Source organism: Dokdonia sp., from assembly GCF_039945015.1.
Taxonomy (GTDB): Bacteria; Bacteroidota; Bacteroidia; order Flavobacteriales; family Flavobacteriaceae; genus Dokdonia.
Window position 1 is genome coordinate 237,187 of sequence record NZ_JBDUXP010000021.1, and the last position, 22,507, is coordinate 259,693.

Sequence of the window (22,507 nt, forward strand, 5' to 3'; positions counted from 1 at the left end):
TTGGCAATTATTCCCTCGAGGTATGTTGTTTAAACTCAGAAGGAGAGATTCCTTCATGTTTTTTAAAAAATCGGCTAAATGCTTGAATATCATCAAATCCTATTTCAAAAGCAATTTCCTTAATAGAAGAAGAAGAGTAATGTAATAGTCGTTTTGCTTCCAGCATTTTTCTATCTTGAATGTATTGTAATGGTGTTTTAAATCCAATTTTTGAAAAGATATTAGAGAGTGTCTTTGGGGATTTAAAAAGTAATTCGGCATATTCGGTTACTGTATGTTTTGTTTTAAAGTGTAACTCTACAAGAAAACTAAATTCTCTTACAATATCTGAGTTTGTTTTTCCAGATGGATAGTTTTCTTGCGTTTTATAAACTCGTGCGCATAGGATGAGATACCTTTTGAGCATCATTTGTAACATTTCTATTTGTAGACTATCATTAGAATTCATCTCTATGATAAACATTTTCCAGAGCGTTTCAAATTTGTCTATTTCATTATCAGGTATTTTAATGATTGGTAATTGTGATGCTCCAAAAAATAAGATGCCTTTACATCCCACTTCAGTATCGTGATCAAGAATACAATAAAATGGTCTATTGAATCGTAAAAACCTAGTGATCCCTATACGTGTCGGGATTATTTTATGGAACTCGGTTAAGAAAACAATTTCGTGCTTATTAAATAAACATTGTTTACCATCTATAGTAAGTTGATTATTATCTTCTTCAAACCAAAGGATACATAAGCTACTCTCTATAGGTTCTTTTAAGATATCACAAGTAGTATTATCTATCGTTTCTAGTTGGAGATATTCTTCTATACTACCTAAGAATTTCATACGTATGGGTGGAATCTAGATTAAACAAAGTCGACACAAACTTATTAAATAGCGACATGAATAGTCTTATAGTTTTGAGACTATATTTGGTAATTATAGGACATATCTGTTTTTAATTAATACACATTGTAACAGGAGTACAAAAATGTATTTTAAAAATATTGAGAGTTAGGTAATTATTCCTGAAGTGTTGACAATTCTTCCGTAATACTCCATAAAAGGTATTCTCATGCTTTTTGTAGATATAGGTATTTCTTTTTATACGCTTTCGCGAAAGCATATAAAACATCATCAGTCTTCTAGAAGATTAGATATTTTAAATATCAAATTATTCTATTTGTTAGGTACTTTTTATGGTTTTGTGATTCTATGACCTAATTTTAAGAGTATTCGTAAAAATGAATCTAGGTACAGGTATATTGAGTATCATTTGATACTTTTATTATTAGATTAAAAATAAGAACTCATGCCTACGCAACCTAAAATTACTCGATTTAATCAAAATGTACTTTCTAAATATCAGATATACAATAGTATATTTATGACCTTACCTTTTGATACCATTACAAAAACGGGTGCGCTATTACCACTATTCCATGAGACTTGTAAGAAAGGTTTTGAAAATGGAGAAGATCCAACAACGATTGTTCATTCTTTTTTTGAAAAATATCAAGGGAGAAGGTCCTCTAAAAGTCAAATTAATTTATTGTTTCGATTTATTCAGTATATCGAGAGACAAGTAGTGTTGTTTGATGCTATAGAAGATGCGGCTTTTCCTGTTGTAAATAATATGGACGGTATTGGGACACTACGAAGTTTAAAGGAAACTGTTTCGGCAGAGAATAAACTAGAGATACTTAGAGGTTATCTGGAAGAATTTAAAGTGCGTATTGTACTTACAGCACATCCTACACAATTTTATCCAGGAGCTGTCTTAGGAATAATTACAGACTTAACAGATGCTATACGAACAAACGATTTATTAAGAATTAATGACCTCCTAGCTCAATTAGGAAAGACTCCTTTTTTTAAACATAAAAAACCTACACCTTATGATGAGGCAGTTAGTTTAATTTGGTATTTAGAGAATGTTTTTTACACCTCATTTGGAACAATTTATGATTATATACAACAAAATATTTTTGATGATAAACATATAGATAATAACATCATAAATATTGGTTTTTGGCCAGGAGGTGATCGAGATGGAAATCCATTTGTAACACCAGAAATAACATTAAAAGTTGCTGCGAGATTACGAGAAACTATTATTAAAAACTATTATAGAGATGTACGTAAGCTTAGAAGAAAATTATCTTTTGATGGAGTTGATGAACGTATTATAGGTTTAGAAAGAGAATTGTATAACTGTATTACTAATACGACATCTAACCTTACATTAGATTTTTTAACGTCAGAATTAAAAGCCATTAAGGATGTTATTATAGATAAACACCAGTCATTATATTTAGGAGAAGTAAATAGTCTTCTCAATAAGATACATCTTTTTGGTTTTCATTTTTCTACGTTAGATATCCGACAAGACAGTCGTAAACATGATCAGTTTTTTAATGATATGGTACAAGCAGTCATAAAAAGTGGAAGCGAGATCTTTCCAAAAAATTATTATGACTTATCAGAAAAAGAACAGATAAAAATACTTTCTAACGTTAATGGTAGAGTAGATCTATCTTTAATAAAAGATGAAGAGACATTAAAAGCATTGCATACGATGCAGGCTATTAAGACCATTCAGGAGACTAATGGTGAGCAGGCTGCAAATCGATATATCATAAGTAATAATCAAACGACTTTGCATGTGATGCAACTATTTGCGATGCTTAATTTGGTAGCATTTCATGATGCATTGACGGTAGATATAGGACCGCTTTTTGAAACGATAACAGATTTAGAAAATGCGCCAGAGGTTATGGAGGATTTATATACAAATCCAGCATATGCAGCGCATTTAAAATCACGAGGGAATAAACAAACGATTATGCTAGGCTTTAGTGATGGGACAAAAGATGGAGGGTATTTAATGGCAAACTGGGCGATTTATAAAGCAAAAGAACGTCTGACTACCATCTCACGAAAATATGACGTTACTGTTATCTTCTTTGATGGCCGTGGTGGTCCACCAGCAAGAGGAGGAGGGAAGACGCATAATTTTTATGCATCGCTTGGCCCAACTATAGAGGATAAGGAAGTGCAATTAACCATTCAAGGGCAGACAATTAGTTCTAATTTTGGAACCTTAGAATCATCTCAATATAATCTAGAACAATTAATTAGTTCTGGAGTGTATAACAGTTTAAGTGATGCCGATTTAAAAATGATGCCAGAAAATAGAGAAGTGATGAGTCACTTAGCAGATCTAAGTTATATGGCATATAGTGACTTTAAAGCACACCCAAAGTTTATTTCATATTTAGAACATATGAGTACGCTTAAGTATTATGCAAAAACAAATATAGGAAGCCGCCCTTCTAAAAGAGGTAAGGCAGATGGATTGGTATTTGAAGATTTAAGAGCAATCCCTTTTGTAGGATCTTGGAGTCAGTTAAAACAAAATGTACCAGGCTTTTTTGGAATAGGTACTGCACTAAAACATTATGAGGATACAGGAGAATTTGAAAAAGTACAACACCTGTTTAAAACATCAAGTTTCTTTAAAACGCTGATAGAAAATAGTATGATGTCTTTATCCAAGTCATTTTTTGATTTGACAAAATATATGGCTAATGATCCTGAGTACGGTGAATTCTGGGATACTATTTATACAGAATACAATACATCCAAGCGTCTTATCTTAAAACTAGCAGGATATACAAAACTTATGGAAGAAGAACCAGCAGGGAAGGCTTCTATTGCTGTAAGAGAGTCTATTGTGTTGCCGTTATTAACGATTCAGCAGTATGCGTTAAAGAAAATTCAAGAACTTCAAAAAGAGCCTGTGCGTGATGAAGAACAGATTAAGATTTTTGAAAAGATTGTTACTCGTTCCTTGTTTGGTAATATTAATGCGAGTCGTAATTCTGCATAAAGTCACATAGTACGCTTTCGCACTTCGATCTAGCTCAGTATAAACTTCTTTGTCACTCTGTGACTTGAAAGCAAAAAATAGATCTCTCAAATATAAAAGCCTCTAGACAATACGCTAGAGGCTTTCTTTTTAGTAGGTTATTCAGGTAAATAAATCTAATGCAAAATCCTGTATTAAAAACCTCTTAATGAAGTTGTTTCAGGTTACACTAAATTTGTTATTGTATAATTCAGTTTTAATGTTCGTTTAATCTAAAATCTGGATAGGCATCCATTCCATGTTCGTGAGCATCTAATCCTTCAAGTTCTTCTTCTTCAGAAACTCGAATACCTATTGTTTTTTTCAGTGTAAAAATAATTAAAAATGAGGATACAATGCAAACTATTGCATAAGATACTACACCAATTAATTGACTTATAAATTGTGTCCAACCAGCAAGGTTTCCAAAAAGACCAACGGCAAGTGTACCCCATATACCACATACTAAGTGTACAGCGATTGCGCCTACAGGATCATCCAGTTTTAATCTATCTATTAAGGAGACTGCAAAGACAATGATAGCACCAGCAACTGCACCAATAATGATAGCATCTGTAGGGCTCATTTGATCTGCTCCTGCAGTAATAGCGACAAGTCCACCTAGAATACCATTTAAAAACATAGTTAAATCTAAGTTCTTAAATTTAAGCATAGAAATAAAAGCTGAAATAACACCTCCAGCTGCTGCAGCTAGACATGTTGTTACGAGTGTTAATGAGGTGGCAGATGGATCTGCAGATAATACAGAACCACCATTAAAACCAAACCAACCTAACCAAAGAATTAATACTCCAGCAGTCGCTAGTGGAATATTATGTCCAGGAATCGCTTGTATTTTACCTTCTTTAAATTTACCAATCCTAGAACCTAATAAATATACCGCAACCACCGCAGCCCAACCTCCTACAGAATGCACTAGTGTTGAGCCTGCAAAATCATAAAAAGGAGTTTCTAAGGTTTGTAAAAAACCACCTCCCCATTTCCAAGAGCCTACTATAGGATAAATAAATCCTACATATATAATTGTAAAAATTAAGAAAGGACCTATTTTCATACGTTCGGCAACGGCACCAGAAACAATAGTGGCTGCTGTTGCAGCAAACATTCCTTGAAATAAGAAATCGGTCCAATAGGTGTATCCTTCATTATATGCAAGATCTAATGTTCCATCTGCAAGAAGTGGAGATTCTAGCCCAAAACCTGCAAATCCTAAAAAACCATTAAAATCTCCTGGGTACATTAAATTAAAACCAACCAAACAATATAATAAGAGCCCAACAGTAATGATGAATATATTTTTAAATAAAATATTGATAGTATTTTTTTGCCTTGTTAATCCAATTTCTAAAAATGCAAAACCTAAATGCATAAAAAAAACGAGTGCTGTACAGATCATCATCCATACATTATTTATAGTAAGTATTTCCATGTCGTTCAAACTGTTATTTTAATGTATTTCCTCCCTTTTCTCCTGTACGTATTCTGTACACTTCGTCTATTTGTGATACAAATATTTTTCCATCACCGACTTCTCCAGTAGCCCCAGCTTCTAAAATGGCTTTGATTGTTACCTCTTCAAAATCATCATTTACTACAATAGAGATGTAGCGTCTTTGTATATCACTAGTGCTATATGAGACACCCCGATATACATGACCTTCCTTTTCATTCCCTAGCCCTGTGACATCCCAGTATGAAAAGAAATTGACACCTACTTCGTGTAGTGCTTTTTTGACTTTAGAAAACATTGATTTTCTAATAATTGCTTCTACTTTTTTCATTGTATGTGATTGTAATTAATTAAATGTATAAACTGCGGCAACTAGAAAAGATGCCAAATTCTTCGTGGGATTTAAATCTTGATCCACGTATATTTCTTCAGACCAAGAATCGAGTCTTACTTCAGGAATAATAGTTAGACCACCTATCTTATAATTTGCAGATAATGTTGCTGCAAATACAGTCTCATCATCTATGTTTTCTTCAAAAAGACCGAAATATTCCCCACGTAACCCTATTGCTAGTTTTTCTGATACGGTATATTGTGGGTATACAGCGGCTCCATAAAAACCATTTCCATCGGTATCGCTATACGTGGCGTTTACTCCTAGAAAGAATGTTTTATTTAGTGGGGCGCCTCCTGTATAATCTACTTGAAATGTCGTTCCTGAACCTCCTGTTTGATTCCCGTATATAACGTTTAAGAATTGATCTTTATACCCTAATTGAGTTCCTAAAGTATAGCTGCCATCTATATTGATTTCGGTAAAATCAGTACTGTTTAGAACAGCAAGCATTAAGGAAAGATCTTTTGATAATGCAATATCTGCTTTAAGCCCTGTATGTGAGAAAGGACCATTAGAAAACATATAGGAAGTACTGTAATTAAAATTGTCTACAGGAGAAATAACTTCATATCCTAAAAACGTATTAAAGTTTCCTAGAGTAAGTGTTATTTTTTCGCTTAAAGCGAAATAGATATACAGCTGATTCACAATGTTACTTGAACCAACCGATAAAAAAACAGCGTCTTCACCTCTTGGTCCAAAAACTAGGTCTGCAACAAATCCCACCTTCTTTCCTTCATAGGAGATGATTGCATTTGCCATCCCTACACTAAAACCACTTCTATCGGCAAATGAAGTTCCGGGGTTTAAGAAGAAAATTTCGTCATCTTCTTCAAAGGCAATATTTGGACCTGTTAGATTAGTTCTAAAATAAGTATCGACACTTCCTTTAATTTGTATTTTTTCTTTGTTTTCTTCAATAGGTTCTTGTGCCAAAAGACAAGATGTAAATAAGGTCATACTCCATAGTAATTTTGATTTCATAATAATTCTATTTTTGATTGATTGATGAATCAAATCTATATAAAAAGAAAAATAACCCTGTGAAAAATGGGGTATGAAATATTATTTTTATCAATATCTATTATTAACCCCTATTTTTTTAGGGGGTGTATAAATAAATTAATTTTTTTTTATTAAATATGTAATGATGTTTATTGAAGAATTAATAGGAAATGATAATTTTGATGAATTATTTTTAATAGATGTGTTTTTACGAAAACGTTTTCGTAGTAAATTGACATTTTTATTGAATATTTTTCATTGCTTAATTGGTAAAATATGATGCCAAAAATTATACAAAATGCATTCTGACTCGCTTAGATTTTGAATTCTCCAAAAATGTTTCCTCTTCTTTTTTGGTACCATTATGCCTTCTATATTAGATGTTTACTTAAGCTATAAAAGCTTAAAAAATTTTCTAATTATGTTAAAGAAACAAGGACTTTACTTACCAGAGTTTGAACACGATAATTGTGGTGCAGGATTTATCTGTAGTCTTACAGGAAAACGCTCTAATGACATTATTCATAAAGCTCTGGAAATTTTAGTAAAACTAGAACATCGTGGCGCCGTAAGTTCTGATGGTAAAACTGGAGATGGAGCTGGAATATTAATAGATATTCCACATAAATTCTTTAAGATATTTTGTGAATTCGAACTTCCTGAAGCTGGAATGTATGCAGTAAGTAATGTATTTCTTCCTCAAAAAGAAAATCAAAGGAATTATTGTATTACTGCTTTTGAAAATGAAATAAAAAAACAAGATTTACATCTTATTGGTTGGAGAGATGTTCCTGTAAATAGTGATGTATTAGGTGAGATTGCAAAAACCACAGAACCTTTTGTAAAACAAATCTTTATTGGTAAAACTGATGAGAGTCAATCGGACTTTGATTTTAATTTAAAACTATTTGCAGCGCGAAAAATTACAGAGCATACTATTTATGATTCTAAACTATCAGAATCATCATTTTTTTATGTACCAAGTCTCTCTACTAAGATTATCATTTATAAAGGACTCTTAAAACCTGAGGATATTAATGAATATTATTTGGATTTATTTAATTCGGTACTGGATACTAGACTAGCATTGGTACATCAACGTTTTTCTACCAATACATTTCCGACTTGGGATCTAGCGCAACCTTTTAGATATATCTGCCATAATGGAGAGATTAATACATTAAGAGGGAATGTGTCACGTATGTTTTCAAGAGAAGAAGTGATGGAGAGTGAATTGTTTGGAGATGATATAAAAAAAATCATTCCTACTATTCTAAAGGGAAAGTCGGATTCAGCTACGTTAGATATGGTAGTAGAGTTATTATTAATGACAGGACGTTCCTTGCCAGAAGTGATGATGATGTTAGTTCCAGAAGCTTGGGAGAAAAATCCAAACATGTCTGACACTAAAAAAGCGTTTTATGAGTACAATTCATGTCTTATGGAACCGTGGGACGGACCAGCATCGATTCCTTTTACAGATGGTAATTTTATAGGAGCCGTTTTAGATAGAAACGGATTACGCCCTTCGAGGTATACTGTGACAAAAAACGGAAACGTGATTATGTCTTCAGAAACAGGTGTTGTAGATATCAAACCAGAAAATGTTGAATTCCACGGAAGGCTAGAACCTGGGAAAATGTTTTTGGTAGACATGAATGAAGGTCGTATTGTAAATGATGAAGAAATAAAAGAGAAGATTGCAACAAATCTTCCATACAAAGAATGGCTTGATGAAAACTTAATACATTTAAAAGATATCTCTGCCAAGAAAGGACCTATTCTTTATGATGAAATTAATTTAAAAAAACGTAAAGTTGTTTTTGGCTATACGCAAGAAGACTTTAATACGATTATTAAACCGATGGCACAAAACGCCAAAGAACCTATTGGTTCTATGGGGAATGATACGCCTATTGCTATTTTGTCTGAGCGACCTCAATTAATATATAACTACTTCAAGCAAATCTTTGCACAAGTTACCAATCCACCTTTAGACGGTATTCGAGAAGAGTTGATTACAGATATAAGTCTCACCTTAGGAAGTGATACTAATATTTTTGATTGTAATGCAGCACCTTGCAAAAAGCTAAAAATTCAAAATCCAGTTATTTCAAAACACGATTTAGATAAAATTAGAAACTATGATACAAATCCTAACTTTAAAGTAGCTTCTATTTCTATATTATATGAAGTAAATAAGGGATTGAATGAGTTAGAAAATGCCCTTGAGGATTTAGTGAAAAAAGCTTCAAAAGCAATCGATGAGGGTGCAAATATTATTATCCTGTCAGATAGATATGTTGACGAAAATCATGCACCAATTCCTGCACTCTTAGCGTGTTCTTATGTAAACCACGCGTTGCATAAACTAAGTAAACGCTCTAAAATTAGTTTGATTATAGAATCTGCAGAGCCAAGAGAAGTGCATCATTTTGCGTTGTTATTTGGTTTTGGGGCAAGTGCCGTAAACCCGTATATCGTAAATGAGATTGTTCAGGAACAAATAAAGAATAATGATATTACTGACTTAGAATATCTAGCCGCTATAAAAAATTACAACAAAGCAATAGGTAAAGGGGTTTTAAAAGTGATGAATAAAATAGGGATCTCAACATTAAATTCATACAGAGGGTCTCAATTATTTGAATGTGTAGGGGTTAATACAAAAACAGCCGAAAAGTATTTTCCTAATACCCCTACACGAATTCAAGGGGTTGGTTTGCGAGAGATAGAACAAGAAATTGTAAAACGCCATAAAAAAGCATTTCATCCTTATACAGAACATGAACCTATTGAAATAGGAGGTGATTATAGATGGAGACGTGGACAAGAAAAGCATATGTTCAATCCGTTGACAGTGGCTAAACTTCAAGAATCTGTTAGAACAAATAAAGCGTCAACCTTTAAAGAATATTCAGATTTAATAAATAATCAATCTAAGAGTTTGATGACCATTAGAGGATTATTTGAATTTGATCAATTTGACCCTATTCCTATTGATGAAGTAGAACCTTGGACAGAAATTGTAAAACGATTTAAAACAGGTGCTATGTCTTATGGATCTATAAGCAAAGAAGCTCATGAGAATCTAGCTGTGGCGATGAATAGGATCGGAGGGAAGAGTAATTCTGGTGAAGGAGGAGAAGATCAAGAACGTTTTTATAAAAGTTCGCAAGGCGACTGGAAAAATTCTGCGATTAAACAAGTGGCTTCTGGACGATTTGGAGTAACATCTAATTATCTAACGAGTGCTAGCGAAATTCAAATTAAAATAGCTCAAGGAGCAAAACCAGGAGAGGGTGGTCAACTCCCTGGTTCAAAAGTGAACCATCAGATTGCTAAAACAAGAAACTCCACTCCTTATGTTGGCTTAATTTCCCCACCACCACATCATGACATTTATTCTATAGAGGATTTGTCACAATTAATATATGATGTAAAATCGGCAAATAGAGAAGCACGTATTAATGTAAAGTTAGTTTCAGAGATAGGTGTTGGAACAGTAGCAGCTGGCGTAGTAAAGGCAAAGGCAGATGTTATTTTAATTTCTGGTTTTGATGGAGGGACGGGAGCTACACCTTTAACATCTTTAAAGCATGCTGGTTTACCTTGGGAATTAGGTTTAGCAGAGGCACAGCAAACACTGGTGATGAATAATTTACGTAATCGAGTTGTATTGGAATGTGATGGGCAGCTTAAAACGGGTAGGGATGTGGCTATAGCTTGTTTGTTAGGTGCAGAAGAGTTTGGCTTTGCAACAGCTCCTTTGGTAGCTTCTGGATGCATTATGATGCGAGCATGTCACCTTAATACTTGCCCTGTTGGTATAGCAACACAAAATCCAGAATTGCGTAAAAAATTTAAAGGAAGACCAGAGCATGTGGTAAACTATATGTATTTCGTCGCACAAGAATTACGAGAAATTATGGCACAATTAGGTTTTAAAACCATACAAGATATGGTTGGACAAGTCCAAAAATTGAACCATAATAAAGCGATAGATCATTATAAAGCATCAGGAATTGATGTAACTCCAATACTTCATAAAGTAGATGTTCCGGATACTGTAAAACTGTATAATACAGAACAGCAAGATCACAATTTAGAAACACACTTAGATTTTAAAATCATTAAACAAGGGCATCAAGCACTATTTAGAAGACAGAAAACAAAATTGCAACTAGATATTACAAATATAGATAGAGCAGTAGGAGCCGTCGTAAGTAATGAGATTTCTAAAATTTATGGAGCTCAAGGACTTCCAGATGATACAATTCATATAGATTTTATTGGAGCTGCTGGACAGAGTTTTGGCGCTTTTGCTACCAAAGGATTGACCATGGTAGTTCATGGAAATACCAATGATTATTTAGGAAAAGGATTATCAGGAGCAAAGTTAATTATAAAAGTACCTGATACGTGTACCATTATTCCAGAAGAAAATGTCATTACAGGTAATGTGACACTGTATGGAGCAACAGGTGGAGAGGTGTATATTAATGGAAAAGCTGGAGAACGTTTCTGTGTAAGAAACTCGGGTGCAAAAGCCGTTGTAGAAGGTATTGGGGACCATGGATGTGAATATATGACTGGCGGTATTGCTGTGATACTTGGTAGTGTAGGGAGGAATTTCGGAGCAGGAATGAGTGGGGGAATAGCCTACGTTCTGGATGAAGAAAATACATGTGTACAGAATTGTAATAGTGCAGATTTAAATATTGATCCTATTACATCAGACGGTGATGCCTTAGAATTAAAACAATTAATACATAATCATTATAAGGCAACTTCAAGCCCGCTAGCATCTCGCATATTAAATGACTGGCAAGATTACATACCAAAGTTCAAAAAAGTATTGCCAGAAGAGTACAGATTGGCTTTGATACAATTAGACACCGAGCAACAATTACAAACAGCATAAGATATGGGAAAAATAGCAGGATTTTTAGAGTTTGAGCGCCAAGAAGAAACATATCAATCGCCAAAAGAGCGTATAAAAAATTACAAGGAATTTACAATCCCTTTGAAACCATCAAAATTACAAGATCAAGGAGCTCGTTGTATGGATTGCGGAGTTCCGTTTTGTCATAGTGGTTGTCCTTTAGGGAACTATATACCAGATTTTAATGATAAAGTCTATCATGGAAAATGGGAAGAAGCTGCAGCTATTTTACATAGCACTAATAATTTTCCAGAATTCACAGGTCGTTTATGTCCAGCACCTTGTGAGGAAGCTTGTGTGTTAGGAATTCATGAAGATCCTGTTACTATTGAGAATATAGAAAAGAATATTGTAGAGACCGCTTTCGCGAAAGCGTGGATAACCCCAAAACCACCACAAGTAAGAACCAATAAGACTGTAGCAGTTATAGGCTCAGGACCTGCAGGATTAGCCACTGCACAACAATTAAATAAGGCAGGACATCTAGTCACTGTTTTTGAACGAGATAAGAAAGTAGGAGGGTTATTGCGGTATGGTATTCCAGATTTTAAATTGGAAAAGCATATCATAGATAGGCGTATTAAGATCTTAGAAGAGGAAGGAATTGTGTTTAAAACCAATATCCATGTTGGAATTGATGTACATGCAGATCAACTTAAAGAAGATTTTGATGCGATTGTATTGTGTTGTGGCGCTACAATACGGAGAGAAATCCCAATTCCTGGAGCAGATTTAAAAGGGGTGTATCAAGCCATGGATTTTTTAAAACAAAATAATCAACGTGTAGATGGTCTCACTGATTTTAAGGTGCCAGTACATGCAAAAGGAAAACATGTGATTGTTATAGGCGGAGGAGATACAGGGTCAGACTGTATAGGAACTTCAAATCGTCATGGAGCTACATCTGTAGTAAATTTTGAAATTCTTGATAAACCATCAGTGGGACGTCCTGCACATCAACCTTGGCCTTATTGGCCTATGAGACTAAGAACAACATCTTCACATCAGGAAGGAGTAACCCGCTTTTTTAGTATTTCTACCAAAGAATTTATAGGAGATAAAAATGGACATGTAGTTGCTTTAAAAACAGTGGATGTCGAGTGGATTTTTAAAGAAGGGGAGCGTCCAGTGTTAAAAGAAATCCCTAATACCGAAAAGCAATGGGATTGCGATTTGGCGTTGCTTGCGTTAGGATTTACAGGTGCTGAAAAAACAGTGGCAGAACAATTTGGGTTAGAAATGGATTTTAGAACAAATATCAAAGCAACGACAAAAGATTATGCAACCAATGTTTCTGGTGTTTTTGCGGCGGGAGATATGAGGCGCGGACAGTCTTTGATTGTTTGGGCAATTTCAGAAGGTCGTCAAGCTGCACATCATGTAGATGCTTTTTTAATGGGAAGTTCGCATTTGCCATTAAAAGATGCACAAGATTTACCAAGAATATAACACTTGCTTAGGCTCATTATTGTTGTATGAACGGTTGTTTCTTCTTTTTGGGATTTGAATAAGTGCGCTTTCGCGAAAGCGTATATCTTATGCTTTTTCTAACCTAATAAGATGTGCTAAGTTTTTTATGATTTTATCGTGTTTTTTTACAAATGGATTGGTTTCATCCCATACATAGCCAGCAAGGACAGAGCAAATCTGTTTTTTGATTTCTTTGTTTTCTGGCTGATGAAAAAATAAATCTTGTAAATTACCAGTGTACCATTCCTTTACATAAGTTGAGAATACATTGACTCCTTTTTTTATATGATTTGAATATTCATCTTCCCAATCTACAGGACTATTATTTAGTTCTCTATGTATAAGTTTTGCAGCTAGTAAGGCAGATTCTGTTGCAAAAGCCACGCCTGATGAGAAAACTGGATCTAGAAACTCGGCACTATTTCCAGTTAACACATATCCTTTTCCGTAAAGTTGTTTTACGGATTTTGAATAGTTTTTGATATGAATGGGTTCAAATGAAAAATCTAGATCTCTAAATCGTTCATAATAATGATCAGATAGTTTTAGTAATTGAGTTAACTTCTCTGTTTTATCTCCTTTAAATGAGTCTAGATATTCTGTAGGGCCTACATAGCCAATACTTGTTACTCCATTTGAAAATGGAATAACCCATAACCATGTTTGCGTATCAATTACATCAAAAGTTATAATGGTCCCTTCCCTTCCAGGAGGTCTTTTTATATCTTTTACATGTGTAAAAATGGATGAATGATTTGGTGCTTCAGAAGGTTTTTCTAAATCTAATAACCTTGGTATTACTCTACCAAAGCCGCTAGAATCTATAATATATTTTGCTTTTATAGATGAGGTTTCTTTGTTAGTGTTTTCTATGATAGTTTCTGATGTTCCATCAGGGCTAAAAATGATATCTATGACGGTATGTTCAAATAGGATATCGACATTTCTTTTTATAAGTTCATTTGCGAGTACGTTATCAAAATCTGCTCTTGGTACTTGCCAAGTCCAATCCCAACCATCAGTATGTTTATTACTGAAATCAAAATCACACTTGTCTTCTCCTTTTATAAATCTAGCCCCACTTTTTCGTTCAAACCCGTATTCCTTTAAGCAATCTATAAGCCCAACTTCTTCAAAATGATGCATACTTCTTGGAAGAAGGCTTTCTCCTATAACAAATCTCGGAAACCTGTTTTTTTCTACAACCTTGATTTTGAGGTTTTTATTGTGTAAATAGGATGCTGCGACACATCCAGATGGACCTGCCCCTATAATTAAAACATCAACATGTACATCACTCATAGATTATTATAATTATATAGTTATAGGTTCATTTATTATTTTAAATTTACACACCAAAATAACTACTTTGTTTCTGTTATTAAAACTTATTCGTTAAATATATTCAAAAAATATAGATGTTAAAACTTAATGGGAGGTTAGAAATTGAAGATTTCTACAAAATAATATTTGAAGATAATTCTATAAGTATAGAAAATACGGTTCTAGAAACTGTTGAAGCCAGTTTTAACTTTTTAAAGGAATTTTCTGAAAATAAAGTTATTTATGGAGTAAATACAGGGTTTGGTCCCATGGCTCAGTACAAAATAAAGAAGTCTGAGCAACTACAATTGCAATACAACTTAATTAGAAGTCACGCATCGGGTTCTGGAAATGTAATTCCAACAAAGTATGTAAAAGCAGCTATGCTAGCTAGGTTGAATACATTATCTCTTGGTAATTCTGGGGTTCATAAAAGTGTTATTGAGTTAATGACTTCTATGATTAATAAAGATATTACTCCATTGATTTATGAACATGGGGGTGTTGGAGCTAGTGGGGATTTAGTACAGTTAGCGCATTTAGCTCTTGTTTTAATAGGAGAAGGTGAGGTTTTTTATAAGAATGAACGCAGGGCAACAAAGGATGTTTTTGAAGAACATAGTTTGGAACCAATTTCTGTCGAATTACGTGAAGGATTAGCCTTAATAAATGGAACTTCTGTGATGACAGGTATAGGAATTGTAAATACAATTAATGCTAGACGATTACTAGATTGGATGGTTTCTTGCTCTTCGGCAATAAATGAAATTGTAGAGGCTTATGATGATCATTTGTCTTATGAATTAAACCAATCTAAAAAACATATTGGACAGCGCCTTATTGCAAAAGAAATGCGCGAACATATTCAAGATAGTAAACTCATAAAAAAGAGAGAACATCATTTATATGAAAGTGATACGGAGAGTATCTCTATTTTTAAAGACAAAGTGCAAGAGTATTATTCTTTACGTTGTGTACCTCAAATATTGGGACCAGTATTAGATACATTAAATAGCGTTGAAACTATTTTAATAGAAGAAGTTAATTCTGCAAATGATAATCCAATTGTAGATGTTAAAAATAAACATGTGTATCATGGAGGAAACTTCCATGGAGATTATGTGTCCTTAGAGATGGATAAACTAAAAATTGTAGTTACAAAAATGAGTATGCTAGCAGAAAGACAATTAAACTATCTGTTAAATCCAGCTCTTAATAATATACTTCCTCCTTTTGTGAATTTAGGAAAGTTAGGATTAAACTTTGGGATGCAAGGAGTGCAGTTTACAGCAACATCAACTACTGCAGAAAATCAAACACTCTCAAATCCAATGTATGTGCATAGTATCCCTAACAATAACGATAATCAGGATATTGTAAGTATGGGAACGAATGCTGCATTGATTACCAAAAAGGTTATTGAGAATGCATTTGAAGTAGTCGCTATAGAAATGATCACTATTATTCAAGCTATAGAATATCTTAAAGCACAAGATAAAATCTCTTCAAAGACAAAGAAAATGTATAATGAAATAAGAGATATAGTTCCTATATTTACAGAAGATGTCATTATGTATCCTTATGTTAATAAGGTGAAAGACTATATTATGAACAATGAGAAAAAGTAATATTATGAAAACTAACTATCTTTTATTCTTTATTTTATTTTTTAACGCGTCATTAATTTTTGCTCAAGAATTAGCTTTAGTAAGAGATAATGATTTATTTGGTTACATTAATACCTCTGGAGAATATACTATTGAACCGCAATTTAAAAATGCAAAAAACTTCTCTGGACATTTAGCTGCTGTGCTTCAAGGTAAAAAATGGGGGTTTATTAATACCTCTGGTGAATGGGCTATACAGCCTCAATATGATAAGGTAAAGGCATTTAGTTCTGGATTTGCATTAGTTCTTGACGATGGTCAATGGAATTATATAGATAGTTCTGGTGCTATTTTAAGCACACCTGTTCAAGAAAAATATTATGACTTTAGTGAAGATGGTGTTGCTTTTTTTAGATTAGAAAAGAAATTAGGTCTTTTAGGTACAGATGGTAAGCTTGTTATAGATCCAACATACGATGTTATAAAACCATTTGTTTCTGGTCATGCTAGAGTACGAAATGGAGATAATTGGGGAATGATAAGTAAAACCGGAGAGGTAATTATTCCATTAGAGTATACAGAACTAGGAAATTATAATAGTAAAGGTGTTTGGGCAAAAAAAGGAGAGACCTTTGGAGTTGTATCTAATGGGACATTTAACACTATGGCTGGCGTTGATAAGATTTGGGATTTTAATGATGATTCAGATCTAACATATGCTCGTAGCAATAAGAGAATAGGATTTATTAATAGTAAAGCAGAATGGGTTATTACTCCGACTTATGAAAAAGTAAGAAGGTTTAGTAACGGTTTAGCTCCTGTTTTTAATGGAGATCGATGGGGGTATATTAATACCAAAGGAGAAGAAGTTGTAGCTTTTAATTTTAGAGATGCAGAAACATTCTCTGAAGACGGATTAGCTCCTGTTAAAGAAAAAAAGTTTTGGGGATTTATAGACAAATCTGGTAAAATAATTATACCAGCTGAGTATCAAATCACATCTGCAAGTTTATCTCTATTCAAAAAAAATCCTCTAAAAGGATTCCGTAATGGTTTGGCTAGAGTAAAGTATGGCAAAAAATGGGGGTATATAGATACACAAGGAAAACCTTTAGGAGGTAAATGGTATCAAAATGTAGAACTTTTTATGGATACAACGCATTAGAATGAGTAAAGATAAAAAAGAGAAAAAAAAGTATGCCCTTGTAACAGGTGGTTCAAGAGGTATAGGAAAAGCAATATGTATTCAATTAGCAAAAGACAGTGATTATCACATTTTAATAAATTATAGAAGTAATAAAGATTCAGCTTTAGAGACTTTACAAGAAATTGAAAGTATCGGGAGTACTGGAGAGTTATTACAATTTAATGTTGCCGATGAAACTGATGTGAAGGCAACACTTGATACTTGGCACAAAAACAATGAAGATGCCTTAATAGAGGTGATCATAAATAATGCAGGTGTTATAAAAGATAATTTGTTTATGTGGATGTCTCAAGCCGATTGGCAGGATGTAATTAACACATCACTCAATGGTTTCTTTAATGTTACTAATCATTTAATTCAGAAATTATTAGTAAATAGATATGGTAGAATAATAAATATAGTTTCACTTTCTGGACTTAAAGGAACGCCTGGACAAACCAATTATTCTGCAGCTAAAGGTGCTGTTATAGCAGCTACTAAGGCATTGTCCCAAGAGATAGCAAAAAGAAATATTACAGTAAATGCAGTTGCTCCTGGTTTTATAAAAACGGATATGACAGATAGCCTTGATGAAAAGGAATTGAAAAAGATGATTCCTGCAAATCGTTTTGGCGAAGCAGAAGAGGTTGCTCATGTCGTTTCTTTTTTAGCTTCAAATAAAGCTTCTTATATTACAGGGGAAGTGATAAATATTAATGGAGGTATTTACTCATAAATTATTCTTATAAAATGAATAGAGTTGTTATTACAGGAATGGGAATTTATTCTTGTATTGGGGAAAATTTAGAAATGGTTAAAGAATCATTATACAATGGTAAGTCAGGTATTATTGTTGATGAGGAGAGAATACCGTTTGGTTACCGTTCTCCATTAACAGGAATGGTAAATGAGCCTGATTTAAAAAAACAACTTACAAGAAGGCAACGATTAAGTTTAGGAGAAGAAGGTGCTTATGCATATGTAGCAACTGTTGAAGCATTAGAAAATGCAAAAATTGATCAAGACTTTTTAGACGCTAACGAAGTAGGAATACTATATGGTAATGATAGTACTGCAAAAGCGGTTATTAATTCTATTGATAAAATTAGAGATAAGAAAGATACAGGTTTAGTAGGTTCTGGCGCTATATTTCAAGCGATGAATTCTACGGTAACAATGAATCTTTCGACTATATTTAAACTTAAAGGTGTTAATTTCACAATAAGTGCGGCTTGTGCTAGTGGTTCTCATTCCATTGGGATGGCATACCAACTTATAAAAAGCGGACTGCAAGACTGTATTATTTGTGGCGGTGCGCAAGAAATTAATAAGTTTGCCATGGGAAGTTTTGATGGTTTAGGAGTTTTTGCTGTAAATAATGAACATCCAGAAAAAGCATCTCGTCCATTTGATAAAAATAGAGATGGTTTGGTTCCTAGCGGTGGTGGTGCATCACTTATAGTAGAAAGTTATGAATCTGCCCAAAAAAGAGGAGCTACAATTTTAGGTGAGATAATTGGATATGGTTTTTCTTCAAATGGAGAACATATATCTACTCCTAATGTAGATGGACCTTCACGGGCAATGCTAAAAGCAATAAAAGAAGCAAATATAGCTACAAGTGAAATTAATTATGTTAATGCACATGCTACTTCTACACCAGTTGGAGATGCAAATGAAGCGAAAGCTATATATAAAGTTTTTGGAGAGAAAGGGCCTTATGTAAGCTCAACTAAGTCTATGACAGGGCATGAATGTTGGATGGCAGGAGCAAGTGAAGTTATTTATTCTATGCTCATGATGCAGAATGATTTTATTGCTCCAAATATAAATTTACAAGAACCTGATGAGGATGCTTCTAAATTAAATTTGGTAAGTAAAACATTAGATGAAAAAATTGATGTATTTTTGTCGAATTCTTTTGGATTTGGGGGAACGAATTCAGCACTAATAATAAAAAAAATAAAGTAGAAGATGAATAAAGAAGTTATTATTGAAAAAATAAACGACTTTCTTATAGATGAATTTGAAGTTGAACCGGATGATATTTCACCCACAGCAAATTTAAAAGAAACCTTAGAATTAGATAGTTTAGATTTTGTAGATCTCGTTGTATCAATAGATTCAAGTTTTGGAATTAAATTAGTAGGAGACGATTTTATCGATGTTGTAACGCTTCAGGATTTCTATGACCTTATAGAAAACAAACTAAAGTAATTTTTATTTAAGCTTTTGCATTTATGGCTACTGAATGGAATGGAAAATCCAGAGGTACAGTTCTAGGATACAAAATATTTATATTTTGCATGAAGAACTTAGGATTATCTTCGGCTTATTTTGTTCTATATTTTGTTGCTGCATATTTTTGCTTTTTCTCTAAAGGGAGTACAAAAGCTACCTATTATTATTTCCATAAACGATTACACTATCCTAAATTTAAAGCCTTAGTAAGTATCTATAAAAGCTATTTCGTCTTTGGGCAAACAATTATTGATAAAGTTGCTATTTCTTCAAACCTTAAGTCTAAGTTCACTTATAATTTTGATGGAGTAGAACGTATAAAAGAAGTTTTAAAAGAAAAAAAAGGTGGTATTTTAATAAGTGCTCACTTAGGCAATTTTGAGATCGCAGAACACTTCTTTGGGGAATTAGAAACTGACACTTCTATACATTTATTAACAACAGATGTAGAACATACAGCTATTAGAGAATACCTTGCAAGTGTTACAAAAAAGCCTAAAATTAAAATTATACTTATTAAAGATGACTTATCTCATATTTTTGAGATTAATGCAGCATTAACTAATAATGAAATTGTATGCATTACTGGTGATCGCTATATAAAAGATTCAAAATACCTTACTCAAGAATTTTTAGGTAAAGACGCCAAATTTCCAGCGGGCCCGTTTGTCATTGCTTCTAGACTAAAGGTTCCTGTACTTTTTGTATATGTTTTAAAAGAAAGTACAAAACATTATCATTTATATGCTAGAACTGCGCATACAAAACATAGAGATGCTGGGGCACTTTTAGAAGAATTTGCTAAAAATTTAGAATCTATGCTTAAGGAATATCCCTTACAATGGTTTAATTATTTTGATTTCTGGTCAGTAAACAAAAAGTAAGATGAAGAAAGTATTGGTAATTCATTATTCGCAATCTGGACAGTTGACTGAAATTGTTAATACTATAGTAGATCCTATTTCCGAGTCTGAAGACATTCAAGTTGTTTATTATCAAATTAAAATGGAAATGCCTTTCCCTTTTCCGTGGAAAAAGAAAGATTTCTTAAATGCATTTCCTGAATCTTTTCTTCAAATTCCTTCAAAGATAGAACCCATTCCTCTAGAATTATTAAATCAAGAATTTGATTTAATAATTCTAGGATATACCGTTTGGTATTTAAGCCCTTCAATTCCTGTAAATTCATTTTTAAGTTCACCGGAAGCAAAGGAATTAATTGCAGATACTCCTATTGTAACAGTCATTGGTTGTAGAAATATGTGGGTAATGGCGCATGAAAAGATCAAAAAGATATTTAAAAGTTGTAATGCAAAATTAGTTGGTAATATTGTTTTGGTAGATAGACACATAAATCATATAAGTGTAATTACGATAGTACAATGGATGCTTACAGGAAAAAAGAAAAGATATTTAGGTATATTTCCTAAACCAGGTGTATCCCAAAAAGATATTGATGAGTCTTCAAAATTCGGAAAGATTATATTAAATCATTTATCAAACAATAAACTTGATAGTCTTCAAGAGAGCTTAGTTAAAGCGAAAGCAGTATTGGTAAGCCCTTTTTTAGTTTTAACAGATAAAAGAGGGAATGTTTTATTTAAAAAATGGGCAAATTTCATTTACTCAAAAGGAACTGTAGAAAATAAAAAAAGGAGCCTTTGGGTAACTATCTTTGGTTATTATTTATTATTTGCTATTTGGATCATTGCTCCCTTAGTTTTTTTGCTATTTTTGCTTACATATATCCCCCTATTTAATACTATTAAAAAAGACAAGGAATATTACTCATCCGTGAGAATAAAATAGTTAACAAGTTTAAATGAAGGACGTTTACATAACAAGAATTTCTAAGATTTTACCCAATGACCCTATTAGTAATGATAAAATGGAAGAAGTCCTAGGTAAAATTAATGGAAAACCTTCTAGAGCAAAAAGGATTGTATTACGAAATAATGGTATAAAGCAACGTTATTATGCAATTAATAGTGATGGAGATATCACGCATACCAATGCAAAACTAACTCAAGAAGCAATTGTAAAGTTATTTGATGATGAATTTACTCAAAGCAATATGGAATTATTGTGTTGTGGTACTTCTTCACCAGATCAATTACTGCCATCGCATGCTGCAATGGTCCATGGATTATTAGCAAATAGAAATTTAGAGATAAACTCAGCTTCAGGTATTTGTGGTTCAGGTATGAGCGCATTAAAGTTTGGATTTTTATCTGTAAAATCTGAAAATTCCAATAATGCAGTTTGTACTGGTTCAGAGAGATCATCTACAAGAATGTTGGCAGGAATGTTTGAAGAAGAAGCCAGTATGATTGATGCGTTAGAGAAAGAGCCAATAATAGCTTTTAAAAAAGAATTTTTGCGTTGGATGTTATCTGACGGTGCTGGTGCATTATTATTAGAGAATAAAAAAAATGAAAAAGGAATCTCTTTAAAAATAGATTGGATTGAAGGGTACTCTTTTGCTCACGAATTAGAAACTTGTATGTATTCTGGCGGAGAGAAGCTAGAAGACGGAACGATAAAGTCTTGGACAGAATATAATTCTAAAGAATGGTTAGAAAAGTCTATATTTTCTGTTAAGCAAGATGTTAAGATTTTGGATGCACACATTATTACTAAAGGTGTAGAGAGTATGGAGATGGTTTTTCAGAAACACGATAAAGATCCTTCTGATATTGATTATTTTTTACCTCATATTTCTTCTCAATATTTCGCTGAAAAGCTAAAAAAAGGACTTCGAGAAAAAGGTTTAAAAATCCCTGAAGGAAACTGGTTTACAAACTTAGATAAGGTTGGAAATGTTGGTTCTGCATCTATTTATTTAATGCTTGAAGAGCTATTAATGTCGGGTATATTAAAGAAAGGAGATAAAATAATGTTAACAGTTCCTGAGAGTGGACGTTTTTCCTATACACATGCTCATTTAACCGTTTGTTAGT

Annotated in this window: 17 protein-coding genes; 12 read left to right on the forward strand and 5 right to left on the reverse strand. The window is 33.1% G+C overall.

Going from position 1 to position 22,507, the window contains the following annotated elements; genetic code table 11:
* Positions 1-7: 7 nt before the first annotated feature.
* Positions 8-838 (reverse strand): helix-turn-helix transcriptional regulator, encoded by an 831-nt coding sequence (locus ABJD27_RS17230; protein ID WP_348168436.1) that lies wholly within the window; start codon positions 836-838, stop codon positions 8-10.
* 229 nt (positions 839-1,067) lie between these two features.
* On the opposite strand from ABJD27_RS17230, the gene ABJD27_RS17235 reads away from it, so the two are divergent.
* Positions 1,068-1,211, forward strand: a complete 144-nt coding sequence (locus ABJD27_RS17235; protein WP_348168433.1) for a hypothetical protein — start codon at positions 1,068-1,070, stop codon at positions 1,209-1,211.
* Between the two features lie 93 nt (positions 1,212-1,304).
* On the forward strand, positions 1,305-3,884 hold the full coding sequence (locus tag ABJD27_RS17240) for a phosphoenolpyruvate carboxylase (protein ID WP_348168430.1): 2,580 nt from the start codon (positions 1,305-1,307) through the stop codon (positions 3,882-3,884).
* Between the two features lie 235 nt (positions 3,885-4,119).
* On the opposite strand, the gene amt is transcribed toward ABJD27_RS17240, so the two are convergent.
* From amt to ABJD27_RS17255, 3 genes are read right to left on the reverse strand one after another with little or no spacing between them, the layout of a single operon-like run.
* Positions 4,120-5,352: an ammonium transporter gene (gene amt / locus ABJD27_RS17245; protein WP_348168427.1), complete on the reverse strand. Its 1,233-nt coding sequence runs from the start codon at positions 5,350-5,352 to the stop codon at positions 4,120-4,122.
* A gap of 13 nt (positions 5,353-5,365) precedes the next feature.
* Positions 5,366-5,704: a P-II family nitrogen regulator gene (locus ABJD27_RS17250; RefSeq protein WP_348168424.1), complete on the reverse strand. Its 339-nt coding sequence runs from the start codon at positions 5,702-5,704 to the stop codon at positions 5,366-5,368.
* A 15-nt stretch (positions 5,705-5,719) separates the two neighbouring features.
* Positions 5,720-6,754 (reverse strand): porin, encoded by a 1,035-nt coding sequence (locus ABJD27_RS17255; RefSeq protein ID WP_348168421.1) that lies wholly within the window; start codon positions 6,752-6,754, stop codon positions 5,720-5,722.
* 442 nt (positions 6,755-7,196) lie between these two features.
* On the opposite strand from ABJD27_RS17255, the gene gltB reads away from it, so the two are divergent.
* The gene (gltB, locus tag ABJD27_RS17260) at positions 7,197-11,699 is read left to right on the forward strand and encodes a glutamate synthase large subunit (RefSeq protein WP_348202075.1); all 4,503 of its coding nucleotides are present in this window, start codon (positions 7,197-7,199) and stop codon (positions 11,697-11,699) included.
* Between the two features lie 3 nt (positions 11,700-11,702).
* On the forward strand, positions 11,703-13,169 hold the full coding sequence (locus ABJD27_RS17265; protein ID WP_348166256.1) for a glutamate synthase subunit beta: 1,467 nt from the start codon (positions 11,703-11,705) through the stop codon (positions 13,167-13,169).
* Positions 13,170-13,256: 87 nt separating this feature from the next.
* Here ABJD27_RS17265 and ABJD27_RS17270 read toward each other — a convergent pair whose 3' ends face one another.
* Positions 13,257-14,492, reverse strand: a complete 1,236-nt coding sequence (locus tag ABJD27_RS17270; RefSeq protein WP_348166259.1) for an NAD(P)/FAD-dependent oxidoreductase — start codon at positions 14,490-14,492, stop codon at positions 13,257-13,259.
* A 116-nt stretch (positions 14,493-14,608) separates the two neighbouring features.
* On the opposite strand from ABJD27_RS17270, the gene ABJD27_RS17275 reads away from it, so the two are divergent.
* Genes ABJD27_RS17275 through ABJD27_RS17310 form a run of 8 tightly spaced genes read left to right on the forward strand, consistent with a single transcriptional unit; the run spans position 14,609 to position 22,506 of the window.
* Entirely contained in the window at positions 14,609-16,141 is a 1,533-nt protein-coding gene (locus tag ABJD27_RS17275) for an aromatic amino acid ammonia-lyase (protein ID WP_348166262.1), read from the forward strand.
* Between the two features lie 4 nt (positions 16,142-16,145).
* Complete coding sequence (locus ABJD27_RS17280; protein WP_348166265.1) at positions 16,146-17,285, forward strand: WG repeat-containing protein; 1,140 nt, start codon at positions 16,146-16,148, stop codon at positions 17,283-17,285.
* A gap of 1 nt (position 17,286) precedes the next feature.
* On the forward strand, positions 17,287-18,042 hold the full coding sequence (gene fabG / locus ABJD27_RS17285; RefSeq protein ID WP_348166268.1) for a 3-oxoacyl-ACP reductase FabG: 756 nt from the start codon (positions 17,287-17,289) through the stop codon (positions 18,040-18,042).
* A 14-nt stretch (positions 18,043-18,056) separates the two neighbouring features.
* Positions 18,057-19,277 (forward strand): beta-ketoacyl-[acyl-carrier-protein] synthase family protein, encoded by a 1,221-nt coding sequence (locus ABJD27_RS17290; protein WP_348166271.1) that lies wholly within the window; start codon positions 18,057-18,059, stop codon positions 19,275-19,277.
* 3 nt (positions 19,278-19,280) lie between these two features.
* On the forward strand, positions 19,281-19,523 hold the full coding sequence (locus ABJD27_RS17295) for an acyl carrier protein (protein ID WP_348166273.1): 243 nt from the start codon (positions 19,281-19,283) through the stop codon (positions 19,521-19,523).
* A gap of 23 nt (positions 19,524-19,546) precedes the next feature.
* On the forward strand, positions 19,547-20,431 hold the full coding sequence (locus ABJD27_RS17300) for a lipid A biosynthesis acyltransferase (RefSeq protein ID WP_348166276.1): 885 nt from the start codon (positions 19,547-19,549) through the stop codon (positions 20,429-20,431).
* A gap of 1 nt (position 20,432) precedes the next feature.
* Positions 20,433-21,356, forward strand: a complete 924-nt coding sequence (locus ABJD27_RS17305; RefSeq protein WP_348166279.1) for a dialkylrecorsinol condensing enzyme DarA — start codon at positions 20,433-20,435, stop codon at positions 21,354-21,356.
* Between the two features lie 13 nt (positions 21,357-21,369).
* Entirely contained in the window at positions 21,370-22,506 is a 1,137-nt protein-coding gene (locus ABJD27_RS17310) for a beta-ketoacyl-ACP synthase III (protein ID WP_348166282.1), read from the forward strand.
* Position 22,507 lies beyond the last annotated feature (1 nt).

Coding starts and splice junctions, on each gene's coding strand:
- ABJD27_RS17230 (WP_348168436.1), bottom strand. CDS start 838: ATGAAATTCTTAGGTAGTATAGAAGAATATCTCCAACTAGAAACGATA.
- ABJD27_RS17235 (WP_348168433.1), top strand. CDS start 1,068: ATGCTTTTTGTAGATATAGGTATTTCTTTTTATACGCTTTCGCGAAAG.
- ABJD27_RS17240 (WP_348168430.1), top strand. CDS start 1,305: ATGCCTACGCAACCTAAAATTACTCGATTTAATCAAAATGTACTTTCT.
- amt (WP_348168427.1), bottom strand. CDS start 5,352: ATGGAAATACTTACTATAAATAATGTATGGATGATGATCTGTACAGCA.
- ABJD27_RS17250 (WP_348168424.1), bottom strand. CDS start 5,704: ATGAAAAAAGTAGAAGCAATTATTAGAAAATCAATGTTTTCTAAAGTC.
- ABJD27_RS17255 (WP_348168421.1), bottom strand. CDS start 6,754: ATGAAATCAAAATTACTATGGAGTATGACCTTATTTACATCTTGTCTT.
- gltB (WP_348202075.1), top strand. CDS start 7,197: ATGTTAAAGAAACAAGGACTTTACTTACCAGAGTTTGAACACGATAAT.
- ABJD27_RS17265 (WP_348166256.1), top strand. CDS start 11,703: ATGGGAAAAATAGCAGGATTTTTAGAGTTTGAGCGCCAAGAAGAAACA.
- ABJD27_RS17270 (WP_348166259.1), bottom strand. CDS start 14,492: ATGAGTGATGTACATGTTGATGTTTTAATTATAGGGGCAGGTCCATCT.
- ABJD27_RS17275 (WP_348166262.1), top strand. CDS start 14,609: ATGTTAAAACTTAATGGGAGGTTAGAAATTGAAGATTTCTACAAAATA.
- ABJD27_RS17280 (WP_348166265.1), top strand. CDS start 16,146: ATGAAAACTAACTATCTTTTATTCTTTATTTTATTTTTTAACGCGTCA.
- fabG (WP_348166268.1), top strand. CDS start 17,287: ATGAGTAAAGATAAAAAAGAGAAAAAAAAGTATGCCCTTGTAACAGGT.
- ABJD27_RS17290 (WP_348166271.1), top strand. CDS start 18,057: ATGAATAGAGTTGTTATTACAGGAATGGGAATTTATTCTTGTATTGGG.
- ABJD27_RS17295 (WP_348166273.1), top strand. CDS start 19,281: ATGAATAAAGAAGTTATTATTGAAAAAATAAACGACTTTCTTATAGAT.
- ABJD27_RS17300 (WP_348166276.1), top strand. CDS start 19,547: ATGGCTACTGAATGGAATGGAAAATCCAGAGGTACAGTTCTAGGATAC.
- ABJD27_RS17305 (WP_348166279.1), top strand. CDS start 20,433: ATGAAGAAAGTATTGGTAATTCATTATTCGCAATCTGGACAGTTGACT.
- ABJD27_RS17310 (WP_348166282.1), top strand. CDS start 21,370: ATGAAGGACGTTTACATAACAAGAATTTCTAAGATTTTACCCAATGAC.